The organism is Pseudomonas sp. REB1044 (assembly GCF_038813925.1).
Lineage (GTDB): Bacteria > Pseudomonadota > Gammaproteobacteria > Pseudomonadales > Pseudomonadaceae > Aquipseudomonas > Aquipseudomonas boreofloridensis.
Genome location: NZ_CP046139.1, coordinates 1,940,127 through 1,959,476 on the forward strand (window position 1 = coordinate 1,940,127; position 19,350 = coordinate 1,959,476).

Sequence of the window (19,350 nt, forward strand, 5' to 3'; positions counted from 1 at the left end):
GCGTCAGTGCTCGTGCCTGTGCGTTCTGATGAACTCGGTCGCCTCGCTTGCATCGGCGTTCAATTGAAGCACCCTTACCGGGCGGCCTTCATCATCGAAGAACACCTGTCCTAACCCCGAACCGTTCCACAAGCGCTCTCCTGCCTTGCTGCGGCTTGGTAGGCGTGGCACCACTTCCATCGCGCGGCGCTGGGTGAAACCGTTGAGCGGTGAGCGCGGGGCATACAGCCAGCGATTGAGCCGATCCAGCACGTCCAGAAGCCTGCGTGGAAAGGTGTTCTTGATGCCGCTGCTGGTCACTTGCCAGAGGTGCGGGCTGCGCTGGCGATGTCGGATCAGCACTTCGTACACGAAGGAATAATGCACATCGCCGGAGAGAATCACGTAATGGCCGGGTGTGCGCGAATGCCTGAAGATGTTCAGGATCACCTGCGCGGCACCGCGATGCGCCATCCAGTTCTCGGCGTCGACCAGCAACGGATAGCCCAGCGTGCTGAATACCCGCTGTACCGTCTCGATCAGCTTGACGCCGAAGATCGGTGCGGGTGACACGATGATTGCCGACGGATGATCGAGCAGGGTTTGCTGCAATTCGCACAGGGCTTCCCAATCGAGCAGGCCCGAGGGCTTCTTCAGGTCGCGCTCGCTGCGCCAGCGTCGGGTACGGGTGTCCAGAACGCGCAGAGGTGGGTCGCAGGGCAAGTCGTAATGCCAGGACTGGAAGCGCAATAGAGCGTCTATCAAACTGTCTTGCAGCGAGGCGATGAGCTGTCGCTGCCCAGTGTCCTCGGTCAATCGCTGCAAAGTCTGGATCAGAGGTGAGCAGGCCGTTGGGTCGTTTCCCCAGCCTTGGCACACAAGGTATCCGATCAGGGCATTGCCGATGATCCGCCGGGAAAAAGGATGGCCATAGGCGGTCTGCTCCCATTGCGCCGACAGGTTCCAGTCATCGGTGATGTCATGGTCATCGAAGATCATCAGGCACGGCAGATGCGCCATCACCCGTGCCACGTGGTCAAGTCCGTCGCGGAAGTCTTCGATCAGAGGTCGTTCAGCTTGATAGCGCTGTCGATCTTCAGCCGACAGGCCTTCTGGCATCACGAGCGAGATCAGCGTCCAAGGCGTCGGCGACCACACCAAGAGATACATGGCCATGACTTCGGCCCACGTCACCAGGTGGTTGTCGGCATTGCTCGACGAAAAGATCGGCTTGCGCTTGCCGCGGAAGAAGCGGCGCCGCAGCGGCTCGTTGCCCTCGTGTGACGGCAGCAGGTCGGCGCGATGGTAGTAGCCTGCCGGGTGGCGATACAGAGCCTCGCCGCTGTTGACCAGCGCGCCGTCGAGGGCTTCGTCGAACAGGCCCAAGCACTCGACCAGCCCGTGGATGGCCTTGAGGGTAGGGCCGGCTACGTCGTCGGCATAGACTTGATCGCCCGTCATCAGCAGTAGGGCAGGGCGCTGCTGCGGTGCCAGGCTCTCCAATAGCAAGCGATCGGCGCACAGCATGCCGTCGGGCGCAGAATGATGGGGCTTGCGACAGGAGCCGTGGAGCACGTTGTCCACGCGTCTGCGCAGCACGAAATTGGGCAGATGCCTGCCAGGATAAAGCAGGTGAGGAGCCCACTCGGCGATACCCAGGCCGTTGTCCAGACGCAGGTCGTACTCCAGTTCGACGTCTTCAGGCAGTGGCGCGTCGAATTGCACCTCAAGCAGGTGAACGAACGCATGGCGCCCCATCGCAACCCGTTGGCACTGCTGTAGGGGTTCGATTGATAGGCCTGGCAGTAAGAATTGCGGATTCAGTGGGCGCGAGCCGACCAACCAGACAGCCAGGCGTTGCGACTCCAAGCGTCGAAGCACAGGGCCGGCGAGGACTGCGGGCAGTGAGGGATTCATCTAGACCATCAAATCAAAACGGGCGGAAAATACTGAGTATTTCCCGCCCGTTGCACAATCACCAGATGTATCAGGCTTTTTCCGCCATGACCTTCTCGAGCTTTTCCTGATCGCGTGCGAACTGACGGATGCCTTCGGCCAGTTTTTCGGTAGCCATGGCATCTTCGTTCATCGCCCAGCGGAACTGGCCTTCGTCCAGTACCTGCTTGGCTTCGCCGGCAGACCCCGGCTTGAGGATGCGCGGCAGCTCGCCCTGATCGTCGCTCAGTTGCTGCAGCAGTTCCGGACTGATGGTGAGTCGGTCGCAACCAGCGAGTTGCTCGATCTGCCCAACGTTGCGGAAGCTGGCGCCCATGACCACGGTGTCGTAACCGTTGGTCTTGTAGTAGTCGTAGATGCGCGTGACCGATTGCACGCCTGGATCCTCGGCACCGGTGTATTCCTTGCCGGTGCTCTTCTTGTACCAGTCGTAGATACGGCCTACGAACGGCGAGATCAGGAACACTCCGGCATCGGCGCAGGCCTGGGCCTGGGCGAAGGAGAACAGCAGGGTGAGGTTGGTCTGGATGCCTTCTTTTTCCAACTTCTCGGCAGCGCGGATGCCTTCCCAGGTAGACGCCAGCTTGATCAGCACGCGATCGCGCTTGATGCCAGCCGCTTCGTACAACGCGATCAGTTGACGCGCCTTATTCAGCAGCGCCGGCTCGTCGAACGACAGGCGCGCGTCGACCTCGGTGGAAATGCGACCCGGAATGACCTTGAGAATGCCCGCGCCGACCGCGACCGAAAACTTGTCGCACGCCAGTTGCACATCACCCTTGGCATCGCTGCGCACCTGCTTGAGCAGGTCGGCGTAACCTTCGATGGCGGCGGCCTTGAGCAGCAGCGACGGGTTGGTGGTGGCATCGACCGGCTTGAGGCGAGTGATGGCCTCCAGGTCTCCGGTGTCGGCGACGACGGTGGTGAACTGCTTGAGTTGTTCCAGCTTGGAAGTCATGGGCGTGCTCTGTCCTGTGAGTGTCTCGACATTACCCCAGCCCTGACAGCCGCTCAAGGCCGAACACGAGGGTTGTCCGGGGCGCGAGGGGCGCAGGGCGAATCCCTGTTCGAGTGCGCTCCGTGCCCAGGGTTCCCCTTACCGGCCCTGCAGTAACTGAGCCGCCTGTTCCACGACTTGCAAGGGCGCTGCGGCCTTGTGGATGTCCGCCGACAACAACTGACGGAAGCGCCGCGCCCCTGGGAAGCCTTGGCCGAGGCCAAGGATGTGTCGAGTGATGTGATGGATGGCCCCGCCGGACTCGACATGCGCTACCAGATACGGCATCAACCGCTCCATCACCTCGCTGCGGCTCACCACAGGCTCCTGGCTGCCGAACAACTGCTGATCCACCTCGGCCAGCAGGTAAGGATTGTGATACGCCTCGCGTCCTAGCATCACGCCATCGAAGGTCTGAAGGTGCTTGTGGCATTCCTCTAGTGTTTTGATTCCGCCGTTGAGTATCAGCTCAAGGTCGGGAAAGTCCCGCTTGAGCTGCGCGGCCACGTCGTAGCGCAGCGGTGGAACCTCACGGTTCTCCTTGGGCGAAAGGCCCTCGAGGATGGCGATGCGTGCATGCACGGTAAAACTCTTGCAACCGGCATCGCGGACCTGGCCGACGAAGTCGCACAGCTCGGCGTAGCTGTCGCGGCCATTGATGCCGATGCGGTGCTTGACCGTCACCGGAATCTGCACCGTGTCGATCATCGCTTTCACGCACTCGGCTACCAGCGCGGGTTGGCCCATCAAGCACGCGCCGATCATGTTGTTCTGCACCCGATCACTGGGGCAGCCGACGTTGAGGTTGACCTCGTCGTAGCCGGCCTCTTGCGCCAGGCGCGCGCAGGCTGCCAGTTCGGCAGGGTTGCTGCCGCCCAGTTGCAGGGCCAGCGGGTGCTCCGAGACGTCGTGGCGCAGGAAACGGGCGGCGTCGTTGTGCAGCAGGGCGCCGGTGGTGACCATTTCGGTGTAGAGCAGGGCGTGGCGCGAGAGTAGGCGCAGGAAATATCGGCAGTGGCGGTCGGTCCAATCCATCATGGGGGCCACGGAGAACCTTCGAGATGGCCCAGTGCGCGTAATTACTGGCTTGTATGGCTCTATCATGCGGTCTCCGGAGGTGCGTGTTTCCAGTGCGTTTTAGCGGGTTTGCAGGGGTTCCAAGCGCAGGCGGCGCGGCCTACCGCTTGCCAACGGGCTCATCCCCCGTGACAAAAGCTATGTCGCCTTGGCAATGATCAAAGGGCACAGACGTACTGACGGCACATGGAGTGACATCGGCCAAGGATGAATCGAAAAAAGGGCGCAAGTTTACACGCAGACGTAAACCTTAGCCCGCAAGAATACCTTGGATGTCCGAATCTGATGGCAGGAGACAGCACACCGCTAGCCGGATGCATCTGGGCGCTCCCAAAAGTCTCCTTCGCCAGCAATGTCCCCCGCGACCTTAGCCTACGCCAGAGGGGGCGATCAGCGACCCCTGCAGGGCTCGTTTCTCACCTGCCAGTACGACGCCTTTTCCATGGAACCGGCTGAGCTCGCCAACCACTCACACTCAGCCCACTGCATGATTCATGCGAATCATTCTCCTGTCCGATTCACGCTCAAGTCAGTGCTAGGGCAGCACGAAGGAAGAGTCGCTGGCATAACTAATACGCGCTCTGACATCCCTGGCAATGGCTATTCAACAATGAGGCCTATCTGATGGATATCAACGGATCTCACGTCGCACATCTTCACACCCCTGATAGGGCACATGCTGAAACCGCCCAGCATGCTGTGCAGGCCCAAGGCGTCGGCGCCATAACCGACCCTGCAGAGCGCACTGCTGTACGCGATTACATGCGAGATCGCTTCGCTCAGTATCGTCTGCCAGTGTCGCCCCAGGCGACCCCCGCTGAGGCTGATTTGGCGCAGACACAGCACGAGATGCTGGATTCGATCGCGGACAGCCGAAGCGAGCGGCTTTTGCAAGAAGGCGAGAACCTCGCGGCAATCCGCAGCACGATGGAAAATGCTGGCCGGCTCGATCGTTATGCGACTCACGGAACCGCCCTGGTGGGCGGTCTTCCCTTTACCGGCGTCGTGGCCGCCCAGTTTGCCAAGCCCGAGATTGTCAGCGATGTAACCAAGTTCGTGTTCGGCGAAATCGACAATGGACTGCTCAAAGCCACGGCCGAGGGCGGGGTAGGGGTATGGAGGCCCACTTTCCGGATGAGTTCTTCCAGCGCCTGTTCGCGGAAGCGAAAGCGGACGCCTTCTTTCTCAAAGCACCCGCAGACAAACTTCACCCTGACGTGGCCAGGGGACTGGAAGCCAAGCAGCAGGGGGCTATTCGCGAAGCGCTTGAGGATGCCAAGCAGATTCAGACCTATCTGGTTGGTGCGGTCATTACCGGGACCGTGTCGGCGTCGTTGAGGTTATCCGGTCGGCCCGAGGCTGCAGATCTGTTCAATAAAATCGCGGTACCGCTGCGTAACTATGCATCTGGACTCGCCACGGCCAACCTCAAGCATAACGCTCAGACCGCTCGGCAAGAGCGGGGTGAAGCATTGTTGTTCGGCTTGCGTGATGCGGGAACTTCACTCGACACGGCCGATCAGGCCAGTGTGCGTCGCACGCTGGCTGGTGAACAGGATTGGTTGTCTGTCTACAAGGCTGCAAAGCAAGGCAGTGTGCTGTCGGCCATTGGGCACGGAGGGCAGCGACTGGGCAACATGCTCCTTGGCGTGCCCGCCAATGCGCTTGACGCTGCCGGCAAAGCGCTCATCAGCGCCAATAGCCTTGGCGGCGGATACTTTGGCTTGGGCGCGACGTTCGCGGGTCGCGCAGCGGCCGAGCACATGGGCGCCAACGCGGTTTCCGGTCCTGCTGCACAGACCGTTGTGCGGACCTCCATCAATACGCTTGGAACCGGCGCTGCGTTCGGTATCTGGGCGTTCGTTGCATCGATGACGAGCACACTCTCTGACAAGGGAAAGGCTTGGCTTAACGATGACAATCACGCCAAGCCGAAAGAAGCGCTGCGTTCTGCTCCCCACGCCCTGGGTAGCGCCGCGTTGACTAGCGCGCAATTCGGATATGACGTGGGGCGTGCGGGAGGGCATCTGGGCGCGCAAGTCGCCCGTCGCGGGTTGGAGACCGGAACGCAAGTGAGTCGGAGTGTTGTAGAAACAGGGCAACGCGCCTTGGCGGCTACCGGCAGAATGACCGATGAGCTAGCTGCCAGTGCCAGCACCCTCACTCGAAGGATCCGTAGCCATCGACCCACCGACGATCTGGAGTCTCAGGTGCGCAACGCCGATACCCAGGCCGAGACTCATGAAATGCAGACGCCCAGCAATGCCAACCGCGGCGGCACCGGTACGGCTTAACGGCGTTGTCGTTCCCGCGGCGGTGATGCCTCTCGGCTCGGCGTCGCGGGGGCGACTGCGATAGTGACTCTATTAGATAGACGTTCAGGGGAGCAGGTTATCCTGAGTCTCCATTTTCACGCGGGTGTGATCATTGGCCTGACTGTTCCCACGTACGCAGACGAATTGGGCAGAGACTCTCTGCAATTGCCGTCCGCGCAGATCTATTCATACCTGCCTGATGAGTGGGGTCGCGTTCGCAAGCCCAACGTCTTTCGATTCACGCCTGGGCAAACAACACCTTGCCAAACGCCTGCGCCGCCAGGTGCACCTGCACCGACCAATCGTCTGCCGCCTCGCTGCCCGCGTCATCGGAAATGTATTTCAGGCACAGGAACGGAATGCCCTCTTCGCGAGCGATCAGCGCCAGGACATAACCTTCCATGTCCACCACATCATAGGGCGCATCGCCGTGATTGGTCTCGAAGCTATCACCTGTACCGCAGGTGCCCAATGGGATGCCGGGCAGTGACACTCCCTGCTCCAGAATTACCGGCACGTCGGTCAAGGGCGTCTGGTAGCGGGCAAAGCCCAAGGGCGTGACGTCCATGTCCCGTTGCACGAAACGCGTACAACACACCAGCTCACCTTTGCCGTAACGCGGACTGCCAGCGGAGCCGAGGTTGACGATCAACTTGGGCTTGCGTGTCTGCAGGGCCTTGGTCAGTGCAATGGCGGCATTGACCTTGCCGATACCGGTGAATACCGCATCGACGTGGCTGAATGCATCGGCGGCTTCCGCTTCGAGCGCAAACACGAACAGCGTATCGGCCAAGGCAACGTGGGTGGTGTCATCAATGTGGATCACGGTGAAGTTTCCTAAGCATTAGAGTGAAGCGTTCCAGGCTTTGTCTGAAAAGCCTTGATACTCGGTGATGCTGCGTTGAAAACCGCCTGGATCGCCAGCCCGGTCGGAATGCTCATTTACAACCCGTAAACTCCGCTTCCTCGGCGATTTTCGCCTTGCCTGACCTTCGTCTCAAGACTTTTCAAACAAAGCCTAGATTCTTTTCGGCAGCGTTACCGTCACGCCCAGTCCCCGTCCGTGCAAGCCCTGCGACAGCACGATCGTACCCTTGTGCACTTCGATAATCCGCTTGACGATGGGCAAGCCCAGCCCACTGCCTTGCCCATCCCTGAGGCCGCAGTGCCCCGATAGAACCGTTTGAAGATCACCTTTTCCTCTTCGGCCGTGATCCCCGGACCATCGTCCATGACCGACACCACGGCATGCGGGTCATGGTGCTCGACCCGCACGCTGACATGGCCACCGGCAGGCGTATAGCGAATCGCATTACTCACCAGGTTTCTCAGCAAAATCTTCAGCCACACTTCGATACCGATGATCCTGACGGGCGTTTGATCGAGCGACAGGCTGATGCGTTTGTCGAAGGCCTGAACCGCAAGATCGGCCTCCACCGCCTCGGCCACGGTCGACAAGTCCACCGGGTAGAATTCTTCGATCAAGGCATCGCTGTCCAAGCGCGCCAGCAGCAGAATCTGCTCCATCAGTGTGGTGATACGGGTCACGCTGCGGTTGATTTGCTGCAGGCCGTGCGCCTGGAACTGAGGATCGGTGGAGCGCAGCACCACTTGTACATGGGTGCGCAAGGCGGCGAGTGGGGTGCGGATTTCGTGGGCGGCATCACCCGTCAGGCGGCGCTCGGCCTCCAGCGCGTTGCGTAGACGCTCGAGCAGCAGGTTGAGTTCGCCGACCAGCCCATGGACCTCGACGGGCACACGGGTCAGGGCAATCGGCTCGAGGTTCCGATCGGAGCGCTTGTGCACTTCTTCCTGCATCGCCTGCAGCGGCGACAAGCCACGGGAGACGCTGAACCAGATCATCAACGCCAGTAGGGGAAAGGCCGGCAGTAGAGGAAACAGGGCATAGATCAGCAGTGTGTTGATGGTATGGCGGCGATAGCTGATGTTCTCACCGACCCACACGTTCATCTCGCCTTGCTGCATGTTCAGCACGCGCCACTGGGCATTCGCCGTCTTGAGCGAGCTGAAGCCGTCCGGGGCGTGAATGAAACCTTCGGGCATGTTGGCGCTCGATAGCACCGCCTCGCCGTTTTGCCACAGCGTATAGGCCAGTACCCCGCCTCGATGCAGCAGGGGCAGGCCTTTGATCGCTTCGCGGCTAGCTTCGATGGTCTGTTGCGTGACGTCTGCGCTGCGGCCAAGTCGCTCATCGCGGGTGGCAACCGACAGGATGTTGAGCGCAGCCTGACCAAAGTCGAGCATGTCCTCATCGAAGAAGCGCTCGATCTTGTTCGTGGACAAGTAGTAGGTGAAGGCGATCACCATCAACCAGGTCACGACGAAGCTGCCTAGCAACCACGCCAGCAAGAGCCTGCGCACCGACGGCTTGTGCGTCGTTGTGCGACTGAATGACTTGAACGATCCGACGTGCATCGACGCTAGCCCATGTTCTCTTCGGCGATGGTATATCCCATTCCGCGCACGGTCCGGATTAAGCTGTTGTTAGTTTTGCGTCGTACGTGGTGCACGTGAACTTCGATGGCGTTACTTTCGACATCTCCGCTCCAGCCATACAGCTTGCTCTCCAGTTGAGCGCGCGACAGCACCTTGCCTTTGTTCTCCAGCAGCAGACGCAACAGTGCATATTCGCGCGGTGCGAGGTTGATCGGGTCGTCGTCCACCGTCACGGTATGCGTCGAAGGGTCCAGGCACAGGTTGCCGTGGATCAGTTGCGGCACTGCACGGCCCAGCGCGCGACGTGCCAGGGCGCGGATGCGGGCCAGCAATTCTTCGAAGTCGAAGGGCTTGGTCAGGTAGTCGTCGGCGCCGTAATCGAGCCCCTTCACGCGGTCGGCCACTTCATCCCTGGCCGTGAGCAGCAAGACCGGCACTTTGGAGCCGCGGTTGCGCAGTTCATGCAGCACCTCCAGGCCACTGCATCGTGGCAAACCGATGTCGAGAATCACCAGGTCGAACTCATCGGTCGCCAGCGCCTGTTTGGCCAGCAAGCCGTCGGTCAACCATTCGACCCGGTCGCCTTCCTGGCGCAGACCTAACTGAATGCCATCGCCCAACAGCAAGTCATCTTCAACGAGTAGTACGCGCATGCTCTAGCCTTCTTCGCTACGTCAGCAATCCCCAGATACTCAGCGCCGCCTCTGCCAGCAACAGCGCCACGATCAACCACTCCACGCGCAGCTCCTCAAGCACATGGCGATGCTCGCTGAGTCGATCGGTGGCCAGTTCGTACAGGTCCTGCAGCACTTCGATGCGATCGTCGACGCTGACCAGACGATCGTGCACTTCAGTTTGCATGGCCAGCTCATTGTAGAGCCTGCGCATCGCACTGCTCAGGCCCGTGGGCGCTTTTTCCAGGCGGGTTTCCAGACGCGTGTAGGCGATACGCCAACGCGTGGTCCGTGTCACGCACGCATCGACGTGGCGTGCGCGGGCCTGGTGCCGTTTCTGCGGCAACTGGGTCAGTTCGATGTCGTCATCGGCGGTGCTCCAGGAGGCCGCGATCTCCGTTTCCAAACGCCGCAAGCCACCTTCGTACCAACTGAAGGCGACGATCCCGGCGAGCAGTTCCGTGCAGCGCTCTTGGTTGCCGATAATCAGCGCTCGGCCAGGCCGCCAGAGTATGCGCTCGCCAAAGGACATCGTCTCCAGTGTTGGCTGATCGGCGTCCTCGTCGGTCCTCATCCAGGCTTCCAGGTGCTGGCGCCAGGCGTGACTGGTCTGCAGGCCGGCCGCCGCAAACACCACCAGCAGTTCCTCCGCTGCACTGTCTTCAGGCAAGGCCTGCAGGGCGGTCATGGGGGTACGTTGCAGCAGGGCGGCGTGCGTCGGGTACGGATCGTCGAACTGCGCTAGGCACTGCGACGCCGATGCCTGCACGGCAACGCCTGGCATGAACTTCACCCGATGCAGCACGCAAGCGCTGGGCGTGGACAGGTCTGCGGCCGGCAGGGCGTGTGGCGCGGTCATTTCAATAGGCCTTGAGGGCTGGGAACTGAGTCGGTCCGAACTCGATTTCCTCGATGTCGGGCGGGGCGACGAAGGTGACGCCGTCTTCCAGCAACGGCCCGGGCTGAGCCATCAGGAAGCGTGTTTCCTTGTCCATCACGAAGCACGCCTTGAGGTAGTCCCCTTCAAGGTGGTCCAGCCAGGTCAGGCCGAGCTTGCGCTCGATGCGACGGTCCAGATCGGCGGCCTGCCAGTGAGCAGGGTCCACCCAGTCCGACGCCAGCAGGAAGCCCCACGACGCCAGGAACGAGGGTACCGCAGCGCGGTAGCTGTGGACCTGACTGAAGACGCTGCGCAGCGTGCGCGACAGTGCCGCATGGGGTTTGTCGTCGCTGTGGGAGAATTCCAGGCCTTGCACCGCGACCACGCCGCCCGGGCGCAGGCGCGAATGCAGCAGCTCGTAGAACTGGCGCGTGTACAGCGCCTGCGCCGGACCGTTGTCGAGCATGTCGACGACATCGATGATGACCACGTCGTACAGCGACGCGTCATTTTCCAGGTAAGCCCTGCCATCGGCCGTCACCAACTCACAGCGAGGGTCGTCGAACGCGCCCTGGTGCCACTGGAACATATGGGCTCGGCACAGCTCCACCAGCTCTTGGTCCAGATCGACCATCACCGCGCGGCGGACACTGGCGTGCGACAGCACTTCACGCAACGTGGCGCCTTCGCCGCCGCCGATGATCAGGACTTCGCGCGGCTCATCGTGGGCCAGCATCGCCGGCTGCACCAGCAGCTCGTGGTACAGCGACTCGTCGCTGGCAGCGCTCTGGATCGCACCATCGATCATCAACACGCGGCCGTAGTTGTAAGTGTCGGCGATCAGGATGTTCTGCCAGGCCGTACGGCCCTGGTAAAGCACCCGACGCACGCCATAGAGATAGCTGTCGAACAGATCGCTGTTTTCCAGGGCCGTGATCGCGCTGTCGCCTTCGCGCGAAGGGTCTGGCGGGTAGAAGTAGAAGTGGTTCGGTGGCAGTGCGGGCAGGGTGCCGGCGACGTCCTCGGGGACCAGGTACTTCAGGTCGACGTCATAGCGGTCCGGGTCGATCTGTTGCGCGCGGGCAGGCTGATCGTTGAGCGAACTCATTGTGCGCCCCCTAGCTCCGAGCCGATGGCCCAGCGCAGCGTCGGGCTGTCGTCGTTGATCGCGCCTGCACCGCTCAGGGTACGGTTGACCATGCCCACACGGTGCCCTTCCAGCCCGCGGTCCATGCTGGAAATGATGTGACGCTGGCTGCCCAGCCGCTCGCTCAGCACGCGCACGGCCTGGGCGCCGTCGAGTACATCGCCGCAGGTGAAGACGTCGATGGCGGCGTACTTGTATTCAGGCCAGGTGTGGATGGCCAGGTGCGATTCGGCGATGACCACCACGCCGGAAATTCCGATAGGGCTGAACTTGTGGAAGGTTGAGGTGACGATCGTCGCGTTGGCTTCGCGGGCCGCCTGCAACATGCTGTCTTCGATCCATTTGATATCGTCGAAACGTGCGTCGTTGCAGTCGTAAAGTTCGATGACCAGTTGCTTTCCAAGTGCAGAGCTCGGGCGGATTTCTGAGGCTTCATTCAACATGGACGTGTCCCGTTCTAGGTGGGTGTGATGACCGGCGCCATGCTAGGGGGGCGTTGCTTAAGGAACCCTTAAGGTGAGGATGAAGAAAAGTTTAAGCCGTCGACGCACGTTCTTTTCAAGGTCACGAACGGGAGGAATCCGCGTTTTAGTGCTCGGCAAATATTTTTGTGTTGGGCGCCACGTTGGAGAGGCGCATGAAGTTATCGGCGCAGCACAGTGCCGTGCCATAAACTGCGCACAGTTCTTTACATTGAGCACCCGGTGCGATGCCAAGTTTGGCCGGTGCCTAAAGTTCAGTTAAACAGGCTTGAGACAGCAGTCGCCTCACACTTTGAAGCGCACTTCGATACTGCTCAAGCCACTTGAGCGATCCAAGGTAATGGCGTCTTCCCCGTACCCGGAGTAGCTCTTGACCAACCGCATGCCGAGCCCGGTTCCGCTCGGTTTCGGATAAGACTCTGGAAAGCCGGTGCCTTCGTCCGTGACCTTGATGCGTGCATCTTCGGCATCGCGCTCGATGGTGACGGTGATCTTGCCTTGACCATACTTCAACGCGTTGGTGACCAGTTCCGAGACCACCAGTCCGAGCGGCGCCATGCGCTCCGGGGGCAACTGGAAGTCGTCGACCGACCACTCGATGTGCGGTTCGCCAAAGGCCGTTCGGATATCGGACAACAATGAGCGCAAGTACGCCGGCGCACTCAGGGCGTCGCAGTGAGCATCCTGATACAGATGTTCATGCACATTGGCGATGGTCATCACCCGATTGGCCGCGATCTGCAGTTGGGTCTGGACGGCTTCTTCCATCGACAGATTGGCTTGCAGCAGCAACAGACTGTTCACCAGATGTAGACTGTTTCTCACACGGTGATGAGTTTCGGCCACATGCAGGCCGCTTTCGGTGAGTTTGGTGTTTTGCGCCTCGATCAAAGCGGCGAACCGCACTTCCTGCTCATGGCGCTCGGTGATGTCCCTTGAAACCGCGATGATCTTGTCGATCTCGCCGTGCGAATCAAGCACCGGAGCAGCCGTGACATCCCACCATCGTGGCTCGCCTCTGGCCGTTGGGCAGAACGATTCGAAGCGCACCGATTCGCCATTACTGACGCGCACCAGCGCGTCCTCGATCACCTGTTTCGAGCACTCAGGCCACAGTTCGATCCACGGCTTGCCGGCGATGTCGGCGAGGTCGCGGATCTGCATCCGGCACAACCCCGCCTCGTTGAAGAACTCCACTTCACCGGTGCGCGAGAGAATCTTCACGCAGTCGGGACTGGCATTGAGCACACTTTCCGAATAGGCATGCGGTGAATTGGCCTCTTCTTTCGTCGCCAGACGCTCGACGGCCATCGAGATGATGTTGGCCAGCCCCTCGAGAAACACCACGTCGCTCTCGATGAAGTCATCGCCGTCACGGCTGTCTGCCTCCAGTACGCCGAAGATGCCCGCTGTGCCCCGCACTGGAACGTTGATGGCCCGCTCGATGCCGTACTCGTTGAGCAGGGCAGGGGTTCTGAACCTTAACTCCTGACCCAGGTGGTTGGAAATGACCGGCCGGCTCGTGGTGTACGCATAGCCCGCTGGGCTGGCTTCGTCGGACCCGACCGCCGCGTTGCCGATGTCGGCGGGCTTCCAGCCGACTCCGTGGGTCAGGCGAAAGGCCGAGTGGTCGTCGTTGGGTTGCAGGACTTTGGCAAAGGGCGTGTCCATCCCCAGCGCCGCCGTTTCACAGGCTCGTGTCAGCAAGTCATCGAGCGAGGTCAGGGTCAGCGCCTGCACTGCAAAGCCAACGACCAACTCATGCTGTCTGCGCAGCCGGGTATGCGAAATCTGCAGAGCGGCACGTACGATTTCGTCAGGCGACAGGTGGGGCATAGAGAGCATCCGGCGTTGGATTGATGAGTCGAGCGAACGGGCGGGGAATCATCATGGCGGCACTCGGCATCCAGGTGTCCGGCATCGTCAGTGAAGGGCAAAGCATGGCGCAATCTACACCCATCGTTGGGCGGGCACTAGCCATCTGCCATTGACTTAGTCACTCAAAACAGCCAAGCGTTTCCAACTGAGCTAAATCGTATCGAATTGATACCGTTATGATATAACGTATTTTCGAAAAGCAGGCTTAGACCTGTCCCTCTATAACGTGCGCTCAACCCGCGCCTGCACCCCGCACACCAGGAGCTTCCATGCGATTCACCCCGGCCTCCCTTGCCATCTTCACGGCAATGGTCTCCCCTGACTTGTTCGCCGAGCCGACCGGCAATTCCACCATCGTCCTCGGCGATGTGAACATTACCCATACGGCTGCGGCCGGCGTCGGTAGCGCCTTGAGCACCGAAAATGTGCTGACGTCGGTCGATGTGCTGGGTGGCGATCAGGTCCAGGACAAGAACGTGATGAACAGTTGGCAACTGCTGGGACAGATGCCGGGGATTCAACTCACCGAAACCGGGCAGGGCGCGGAGTCGGGCAAGGTCACGTTCCGCGCGTTCAATGGTGAGGGCTACATCAACGGCATCAAAACCCTCATCGATGGGGTGCCAAGCAACGTCAATAGCGGCAACCAGCGTTTCATCGACATGGTCTTCCCGCTGGACATCGAGTACATCGAAGTGGTGCGCGGCACCAACGACCCGCGCTATGGGCTGCACAACATCGGTGGCAACATCAACTTCGCCACCCGCCAGGGCGGTAACTACACCGACAGTCGCCTCACCTACGGCAGCTTCGATACCCGTGAGGTGCAACTGGCAATCGGCCGCGAGGAGGGCAATTTCGCCCAGAACTACATCCTCGCCAAGCAGGACAGTGACGGCTACCGCGACCACAGCAACTCCAACAAGTACGCGCTGGGCGGCAAGTGGTTCCTCAGCAACGACGAACAGAATTTCCGCGTCGGCCTCATCGCCCGCCTGTACCACCATCAGGCCCAGGAACCCGGTTTCCTCACCCGCGAACAGATGCACGCCAGCCGCACCCAGTCACCGGACAAGAACGGCAACGATGGCGATGACCGCGACATGAAGCAGTTGAGCCTGCACACCGACTGGCAGCTCAACGACGACCTGAGCCTGAGCAGCAAGCTGTACTACAACAGCTACAACGACGACCGCACCATTACCTTCACCGACTACCGTCCAGGCAATGCCCCGCGCCAACGTCGGCAGTGGGACGAACAGCAGCGCGGCATGCTCAGCAACCTGACCTGGCGCGCCAATGAGCACCTGACGCTCGATGGCGGCATCAACTACGAAGAACAGGACAACGCGTACCGTCGCCTGCGCTACAGCTATGGTGTGCCGACCGACTTCGATGTCAGGCCCGCCCGCGTGCAGAATGATGACAGCTACACCCTGCGCAACATCGGCGGTTACGTGCAAGCCGTGATCCAGCCCACCGACGCGCTGAAGATCATCCCGGCGATGCGTGTCGATAAATTCTCCGGCAACACCGAGCTGCTCGGTGGCGCCAAGGCCTCGCTGCAGGACTACGGCTGGATTCGTCAGCCCAAGCTGAGCGTGATCTACAGCCTCACCCCCGAGATCGACGTGTACGCCAACTGGGGGCGCACCTTCCAGATTCTCACCGGCTCCACCGCACCGGCCTACATGACCCGGGGCAGACGTCCTACGATCCATCGATCAATACGGGCAAGGAGGTCGGCATCAAGTTCCAACCATTCCCGGGCGCGCAGGCACGCGTTGCGCTGTGGCAACAGGATGCCACCGACGAAGTGGCGAACATGCCCAGCACCGGCACCACGGTTGGGCTGGGCGAGACCCGTCGGCGCGGTGTGGACATGCAGATCAGCGCGCAGTTGGACGAACAGTGGACGGTGTGGGCTTCACACGCCATCCAGGAAGCCAAGGTGGTCAAGGCATTCTCGGCGTCCGGCCAATCGCTGTCGGGTAAACAGGTGTTCTCCACCCCGCGCTACATCAGCAACCTAGGCGCCGACTATCGCTACAACGACGACTGGAAGTTCGGCGTACAAGGCCGGGCGCAGGGCAGCTACTACATCGACGAGCTGAACGAGCAGGGCAAGTACGGCGGTTTCGTGGTGGTGGACGCCAGCGTCAGCTATCGCCTCAGCCCCTCCACCAGCGTCGATCTGCAGGTCAAGAACCTGCTGGACCGTCAATACGAATACGTCTGGTACGACAACTTCTTCTGGGGCGGCGACGACCAGGCGATGTTCTCACCGGCACCGGGTCGTTCGGCGTTCGTCTCGCTCAACATGAAGCTGTGATCGACGCGCTGTCGTCACCAGGGCTTGCTGCCAGGGGGAGTCGCCCTTGTGCGGCGAGCGCCTCGGGCAGTTGCGCCGCCGGCAGCGGTTTGCCCAACAGATAGCCTTGCAGGGCATGGCAGCCCAGTCGCGTGAGCAACGCTTGCTGCTCCAGGGTTTCCACGCCTTCGGCGACGATCTTCATGCTCAGCGTCTGACCCAGGGCGATGATGGCCGAAACGATTGCCTCGTCTTCGTTGCCCTGGACCAGCTCCTTGACGAAACCGCGATCGATCTTCAGCTCGTTGGCCGGAAAGCGCTTGAGGTAGAGCAGGCTGGAGTAGCCGGTGCCGAAGTCGTCGATGGAGATGTTCACGCCGAGTTCGGCCAGCTTGTCGAGGATCTCCAGGCTGGCTTCGGCGTTGCGCATGGCGGTGGACTCGGTCACTTCCAACACCAGGTGCCGCGGCGCCAGCGCGTATTTTTCCAGTGCGGTGCGCACCACCCCCAGTAGGTCGGCCTGGGCCAGCTGAATCGTCGACAGGTTCACCGCCACGCTCCAACCGTCATGGCCTTGATCGTGCCATTGGCGCATCTGCCGACAGGCTTCATCGATCACCCAGTTGCCGATCGGTATGATCAGCCCGGTTCGTTCGGCATGCGGCAAGAAGCGGTCCGGCGGTACTAACCCCGAGCCTGGACGGTTCCAGCGCACCAAGGCTTCGACACCGACCATATGGCCGTCAGCGGCGACGAACTTGGGCTGGTAGTGCAGAACGAACTCACCACGTTCCAGCGCCAGGCGCAGGTCGTGCTGAAGCTGCATCTGTTCATGGGCGTTCTTGTTCATGGTGCGTTCGAAGAAGCAGTACCCCGCACGTCCCAGTTCCTTGGCGTGGTACATCGCTGCGTCGGCATTGACCATCAGTTCGTGGGCCGTCAGGCCGTTGTCGGGAAACAACGCAATCCCGATGCTGGCCGAGATATGCAGGACATGACCTTCGAGGCTGTAGGGGCGGCCAATCGACTCGACCAGTTGCTGGGCGAACAACGCGGCGTCTTCGGGTTCGCGGTGGTGAATCAGGAATACGAACTCGTCGCCACCCAGGCGCGCAGCCGTGTCCTCCGGCCGCTTGCTGGCCAGGATGCGCTCGGACACCTGCACCAGCAGAAGATCGCCCACATGATGCCCATAAGCATCGTTCACGGCCTTGAAGCCATCCAGGTCCATCAGCAACACCGAGAACGGGTCTTGATGCGGCGTGGCCTTGTGAATGGCCTGGTTGAGGCGGTCGTTGAGCAGCAGTCGATTGGGCAGGCGGGTCAGGTTGTCGTGCAGCGCCAGTTGCAGCAGCTCGCTGTTGGCCTGATCCAGTGAGAGGGACAGCAAGTTGCTGCGCACATCGAGCACGGACACGATCAGCGCGATTGCCAGCACGGCCAGGCTGACGACGATCACGACGACGGCAAGCCATTTGACGTCGATACCGCTATTGGACGCTTCGCAGTAGCTGCCCAGTGGAAACTGCGCCGCTGCCATGCCGGTGTAGTGCATACCGACGATGGCGCAGCCCATGAGCAGCGAGGCGCCGATACGGGCCCAGGCTTCGCCGCGGGCTCCCTTGCGCAGGCGAAAAACGATCCATAACGCTGCGCCCGAGGCCAGCACCGCGATCAGGATCGACAGCATGAAGATCCACGGGATGTAGATCACGCTTGGTCGCATCAGCAGGGCGGCCATGCCGGTGTAGTGCATGGCCGCGATGCCGGCGCCCATCAGCAGGCCGCCGAGCACCAGGCGAATCCACGGCAGGTTTTTCTGGCATACCAGCCACAGCGCGAAGGCCGAGGAAAATACCGCGATGAGCAGTGACAGCAGGGTCAGCGGAATGTCATAGCCCAGAGGAATTGGCAGATCGAAGGCAAGCATGCCGATGAAGTGCATCGCCCAGATACCGAAGCCCATGGCAAAGGAGCCACCGGCCAACCAAAGCCCTGCGGCCTTGCCCGTCGAGCTGGCAACCCGTCCTGCCATTCTGAGCGCCGTGTAGGAGGCGAGAATGGCGACAATCAAAGAGAACGCTACCAGGACGGGGTTGTAGCTGCTGGGAAGCATAGGATACCGAGACGTAGGAAAAATCGCCGTGAACGCGGCGATAGCGTCTGGCCATTATCGGTTGAATCGTTTGTCCTGGTAAATCGATTGCGTCTATGGGGGTTGCACAACCTTGCAATAAGTTCTCGATCAAGTGGCGACCTGCTCACGCCTCATGATGGAGGGGATGAGCGTATGCGCGCGCCGTTTTGCTGCCTAGCGCTGAGTCGGCGCTGTCGTATTCAGAACACCGACCTCATGCTGGCCGTCAATCGGGCAACCAATTTCAGGTTTTTCTGAATGGCTTCGGCCTCCAGTCGGCCCAGCGGTAGATCGCTGGCGGCCACCAACAGGCCCAGCTTGGTGCCGTCGATGGTATGAATCGGCGTGGTGAACAACCCTTCGATGGTGGATGCGCCAAACGCAGCCAGGGGCTGCGGCGTCCACTTGGCAGGCGCCGAGGTCAGCGACGGGTCGCTGCTGCCCAGCAGCTTGTCGAGTGCCTCGAGTTGCGACACGGCAGTGGTCTGACCATGGAAGCTCAATTCGATCTGGCGGTTCTCCATGAAGCCGAGCCAGAGCGAGGGGTTCGACTTGCGCAGCGCCAGGTAGCGCACGCCGGTCAATTGTGCAGCAAGTTGCAATACGGCGGTAATGGATTCGTTCTTGTCTATCTCGGCCATCTCGGCACTTAGCAAATTCGATCGGCGATGATCGGCTGAAGGGACATTCATCTCATGAATACTTTTAGGTTTGCACATTCGTCCCACCTTCTTCCATGGCGAGTGCTGTGCAGTTGGGTGTCAGCTCAATACTTGAACGGAGTGGGCAGTCATTATTCAGTCAATCGCCATCCGCCACGTACCCTGCTTTTGAGAGGGCACATGACCGCGCTGCGTCGACCCTGGAGGATCGAACGCTTCGCTGGTGGGATGATCAGCAGCAGAATTCGATAATGGCACTTCAGTAATCGTTCCATTCTTTTTATTTTTTTAACCGCGTGATTATCACTCGCATCTTAGTCTTTTGTGCACCCTAGTTAATGAAGCAGATTATGTAACGATTTATGTATCCAGTGAGTTGAGCCAATAAACTGGCGTCA

General features: G+C 60.6%; 14 protein-coding genes and 2 pseudogenes. 3 read left to right on the forward strand and 13 right to left on the reverse strand.

Translation table 11 applies throughout. The annotated features are described in order from the left end of the window. Window positions 1–3 precede the first annotated feature (3 nt). From GKC70_RS09050 to dusA, 3 genes are all read right to left on the reverse strand, one after another. Window positions 4–1,896, reverse strand: coding sequence for an alkaline phosphatase D family protein (locus tag GKC70_RS09050; RefSeq protein ID WP_342651116.1), 1,893 nt, complete (start codon window positions 1,894–1,896; stop codon window positions 4–6). A gap of 70 nt (window positions 1,897–1,966) precedes the next feature. Next, window positions 1,967–2,893, reverse strand: a complete 927-nt coding sequence (gene tal / locus GKC70_RS09055; RefSeq protein ID WP_029613010.1) for a transaldolase — start codon at window positions 2,891–2,893, stop codon at window positions 1,967–1,969. Between the two features lie 138 nt (window positions 2,894–3,031). Next, window positions 3,032–4,036, reverse strand: a complete 1,005-nt coding sequence (gene dusA / locus GKC70_RS09060) for a tRNA dihydrouridine(20/20a) synthase DusA (protein WP_342651117.1) — start codon at window positions 4,034–4,036, stop codon at window positions 3,032–3,034. A gap of 1,088 nt (window positions 4,037–5,124) precedes the next feature. Here dusA and GKC70_RS09065 point away from each other — a divergent pair. Further along, entirely contained in the window at window positions 5,125–6,303 is a 1,179-nt protein-coding gene (locus GKC70_RS09065; protein ID WP_342651118.1) for a hypothetical protein, read from the forward strand. A 259-nt stretch (window positions 6,304–6,562) separates the two neighbouring features. Here the strand turns inward: GKC70_RS09065 and GKC70_RS09070 are convergent, their stop codons facing one another. From GKC70_RS09070 to GKC70_RS09105, 8 genes and pseudogenes are all read right to left on the reverse strand, one after another. Continuing rightward, window positions 6,563–7,150 (reverse strand): nucleosidase, encoded by a 588-nt coding sequence (locus tag GKC70_RS09070; RefSeq protein WP_342651119.1) that lies wholly within the window; start codon window positions 7,148–7,150, stop codon window positions 6,563–6,565. Window positions 7,151–7,342: 192 nt separating this feature from the next. Continuing rightward, complete coding sequence (locus GKC70_RS09075) at window positions 7,343–7,426, reverse strand: hypothetical protein (RefSeq protein ID WP_342651489.1); 84 nt, start codon at window positions 7,424–7,426, stop codon at window positions 7,343–7,345. A 104-nt stretch (window positions 7,427–7,530) separates the two neighbouring features. Next, a pseudogene (locus GKC70_RS09080) lies at window positions 7,531–8,760 on the reverse strand (histidine kinase dimerization/phospho-acceptor domain-containing protein); the annotation flags it as partial. 5 nt (window positions 8,761–8,765) lie between these two features. Beyond that, window positions 8,766–9,434 carry a response regulator gene (locus GKC70_RS09085; protein ID WP_342651120.1) on the reverse strand — a complete coding sequence of 223 codons (669 nt, stop codon included), beginning with the start codon at window positions 9,432–9,434 and terminating at the stop codon, window positions 8,766–8,768. 16 nt (window positions 9,435–9,450) lie between these two features. Then, a complete protein-coding gene (locus GKC70_RS09090) occupies window positions 9,451–10,314 on the reverse strand; it encodes a hypothetical protein (RefSeq protein ID WP_342651121.1) in 864 nt (287 codons plus the stop codon). Window position 10,315: 1 nt separating this feature from the next. Next, entirely contained in the window at window positions 10,316–11,443 is a 1,128-nt protein-coding gene (locus GKC70_RS09095) for a spermidine synthase (protein WP_342651122.1), read from the reverse strand. Further along, on the reverse strand, window positions 11,440–11,925 hold the full coding sequence (gene speD, locus GKC70_RS09100; protein ID WP_342651123.1) for an adenosylmethionine decarboxylase: 486 nt from the start codon (window positions 11,923–11,925) through the stop codon (window positions 11,440–11,442). Before speD ends, GKC70_RS09095 begins: the two co-directional genes overlap by 4 nt. 324 nt (window positions 11,926–12,249) lie before the next feature. After that, window positions 12,250–13,800: a PAS domain-containing protein gene (locus GKC70_RS09105; RefSeq protein ID WP_342651124.1), complete on the reverse strand. Its 1,551-nt coding sequence runs from the start codon at window positions 13,798–13,800 to the stop codon at window positions 12,250–12,252. Between the two features lie 521 nt (window positions 13,801–14,321). On the opposite strand from GKC70_RS09105, the pseudogene GKC70_RS09110 reads away from it, so the two are divergent. Both GKC70_RS09110 and GKC70_RS09115 read left to right on the forward strand, forming a co-directional pair. Beyond that, a pseudogene (locus tag GKC70_RS09110) lies at window positions 14,322–15,452 on the forward strand (TonB-dependent receptor); the annotation flags it as partial. Between the two features lie 137 nt (window positions 15,453–15,589). Beyond that, a complete protein-coding gene (locus tag GKC70_RS09115; RefSeq protein WP_342651490.1) occupies window positions 15,590–16,174 on the forward strand; it encodes a TonB-dependent receptor in 585 nt (194 codons plus the stop codon). On the opposite strand, the gene GKC70_RS09120 is transcribed toward GKC70_RS09115, so the two are convergent. Next, a complete protein-coding gene (locus tag GKC70_RS09120; protein WP_342651125.1) occupies window positions 16,158–18,269 on the reverse strand; it encodes an EAL domain-containing protein in 2,112 nt (703 codons plus the stop codon). The two genes, GKC70_RS09115 and GKC70_RS09120, sit on opposite strands and share 17 nt — an antisense overlap. A gap of 221 nt (window positions 18,270–18,490) precedes the next feature. Then, window positions 18,491–18,931: a hypothetical protein gene (locus tag GKC70_RS09125; RefSeq protein WP_342651126.1), complete on the reverse strand. Its 441-nt coding sequence runs from the start codon at window positions 18,929–18,931 to the stop codon at window positions 18,491–18,493. Window positions 18,932–19,350 lie beyond the last annotated feature (419 nt).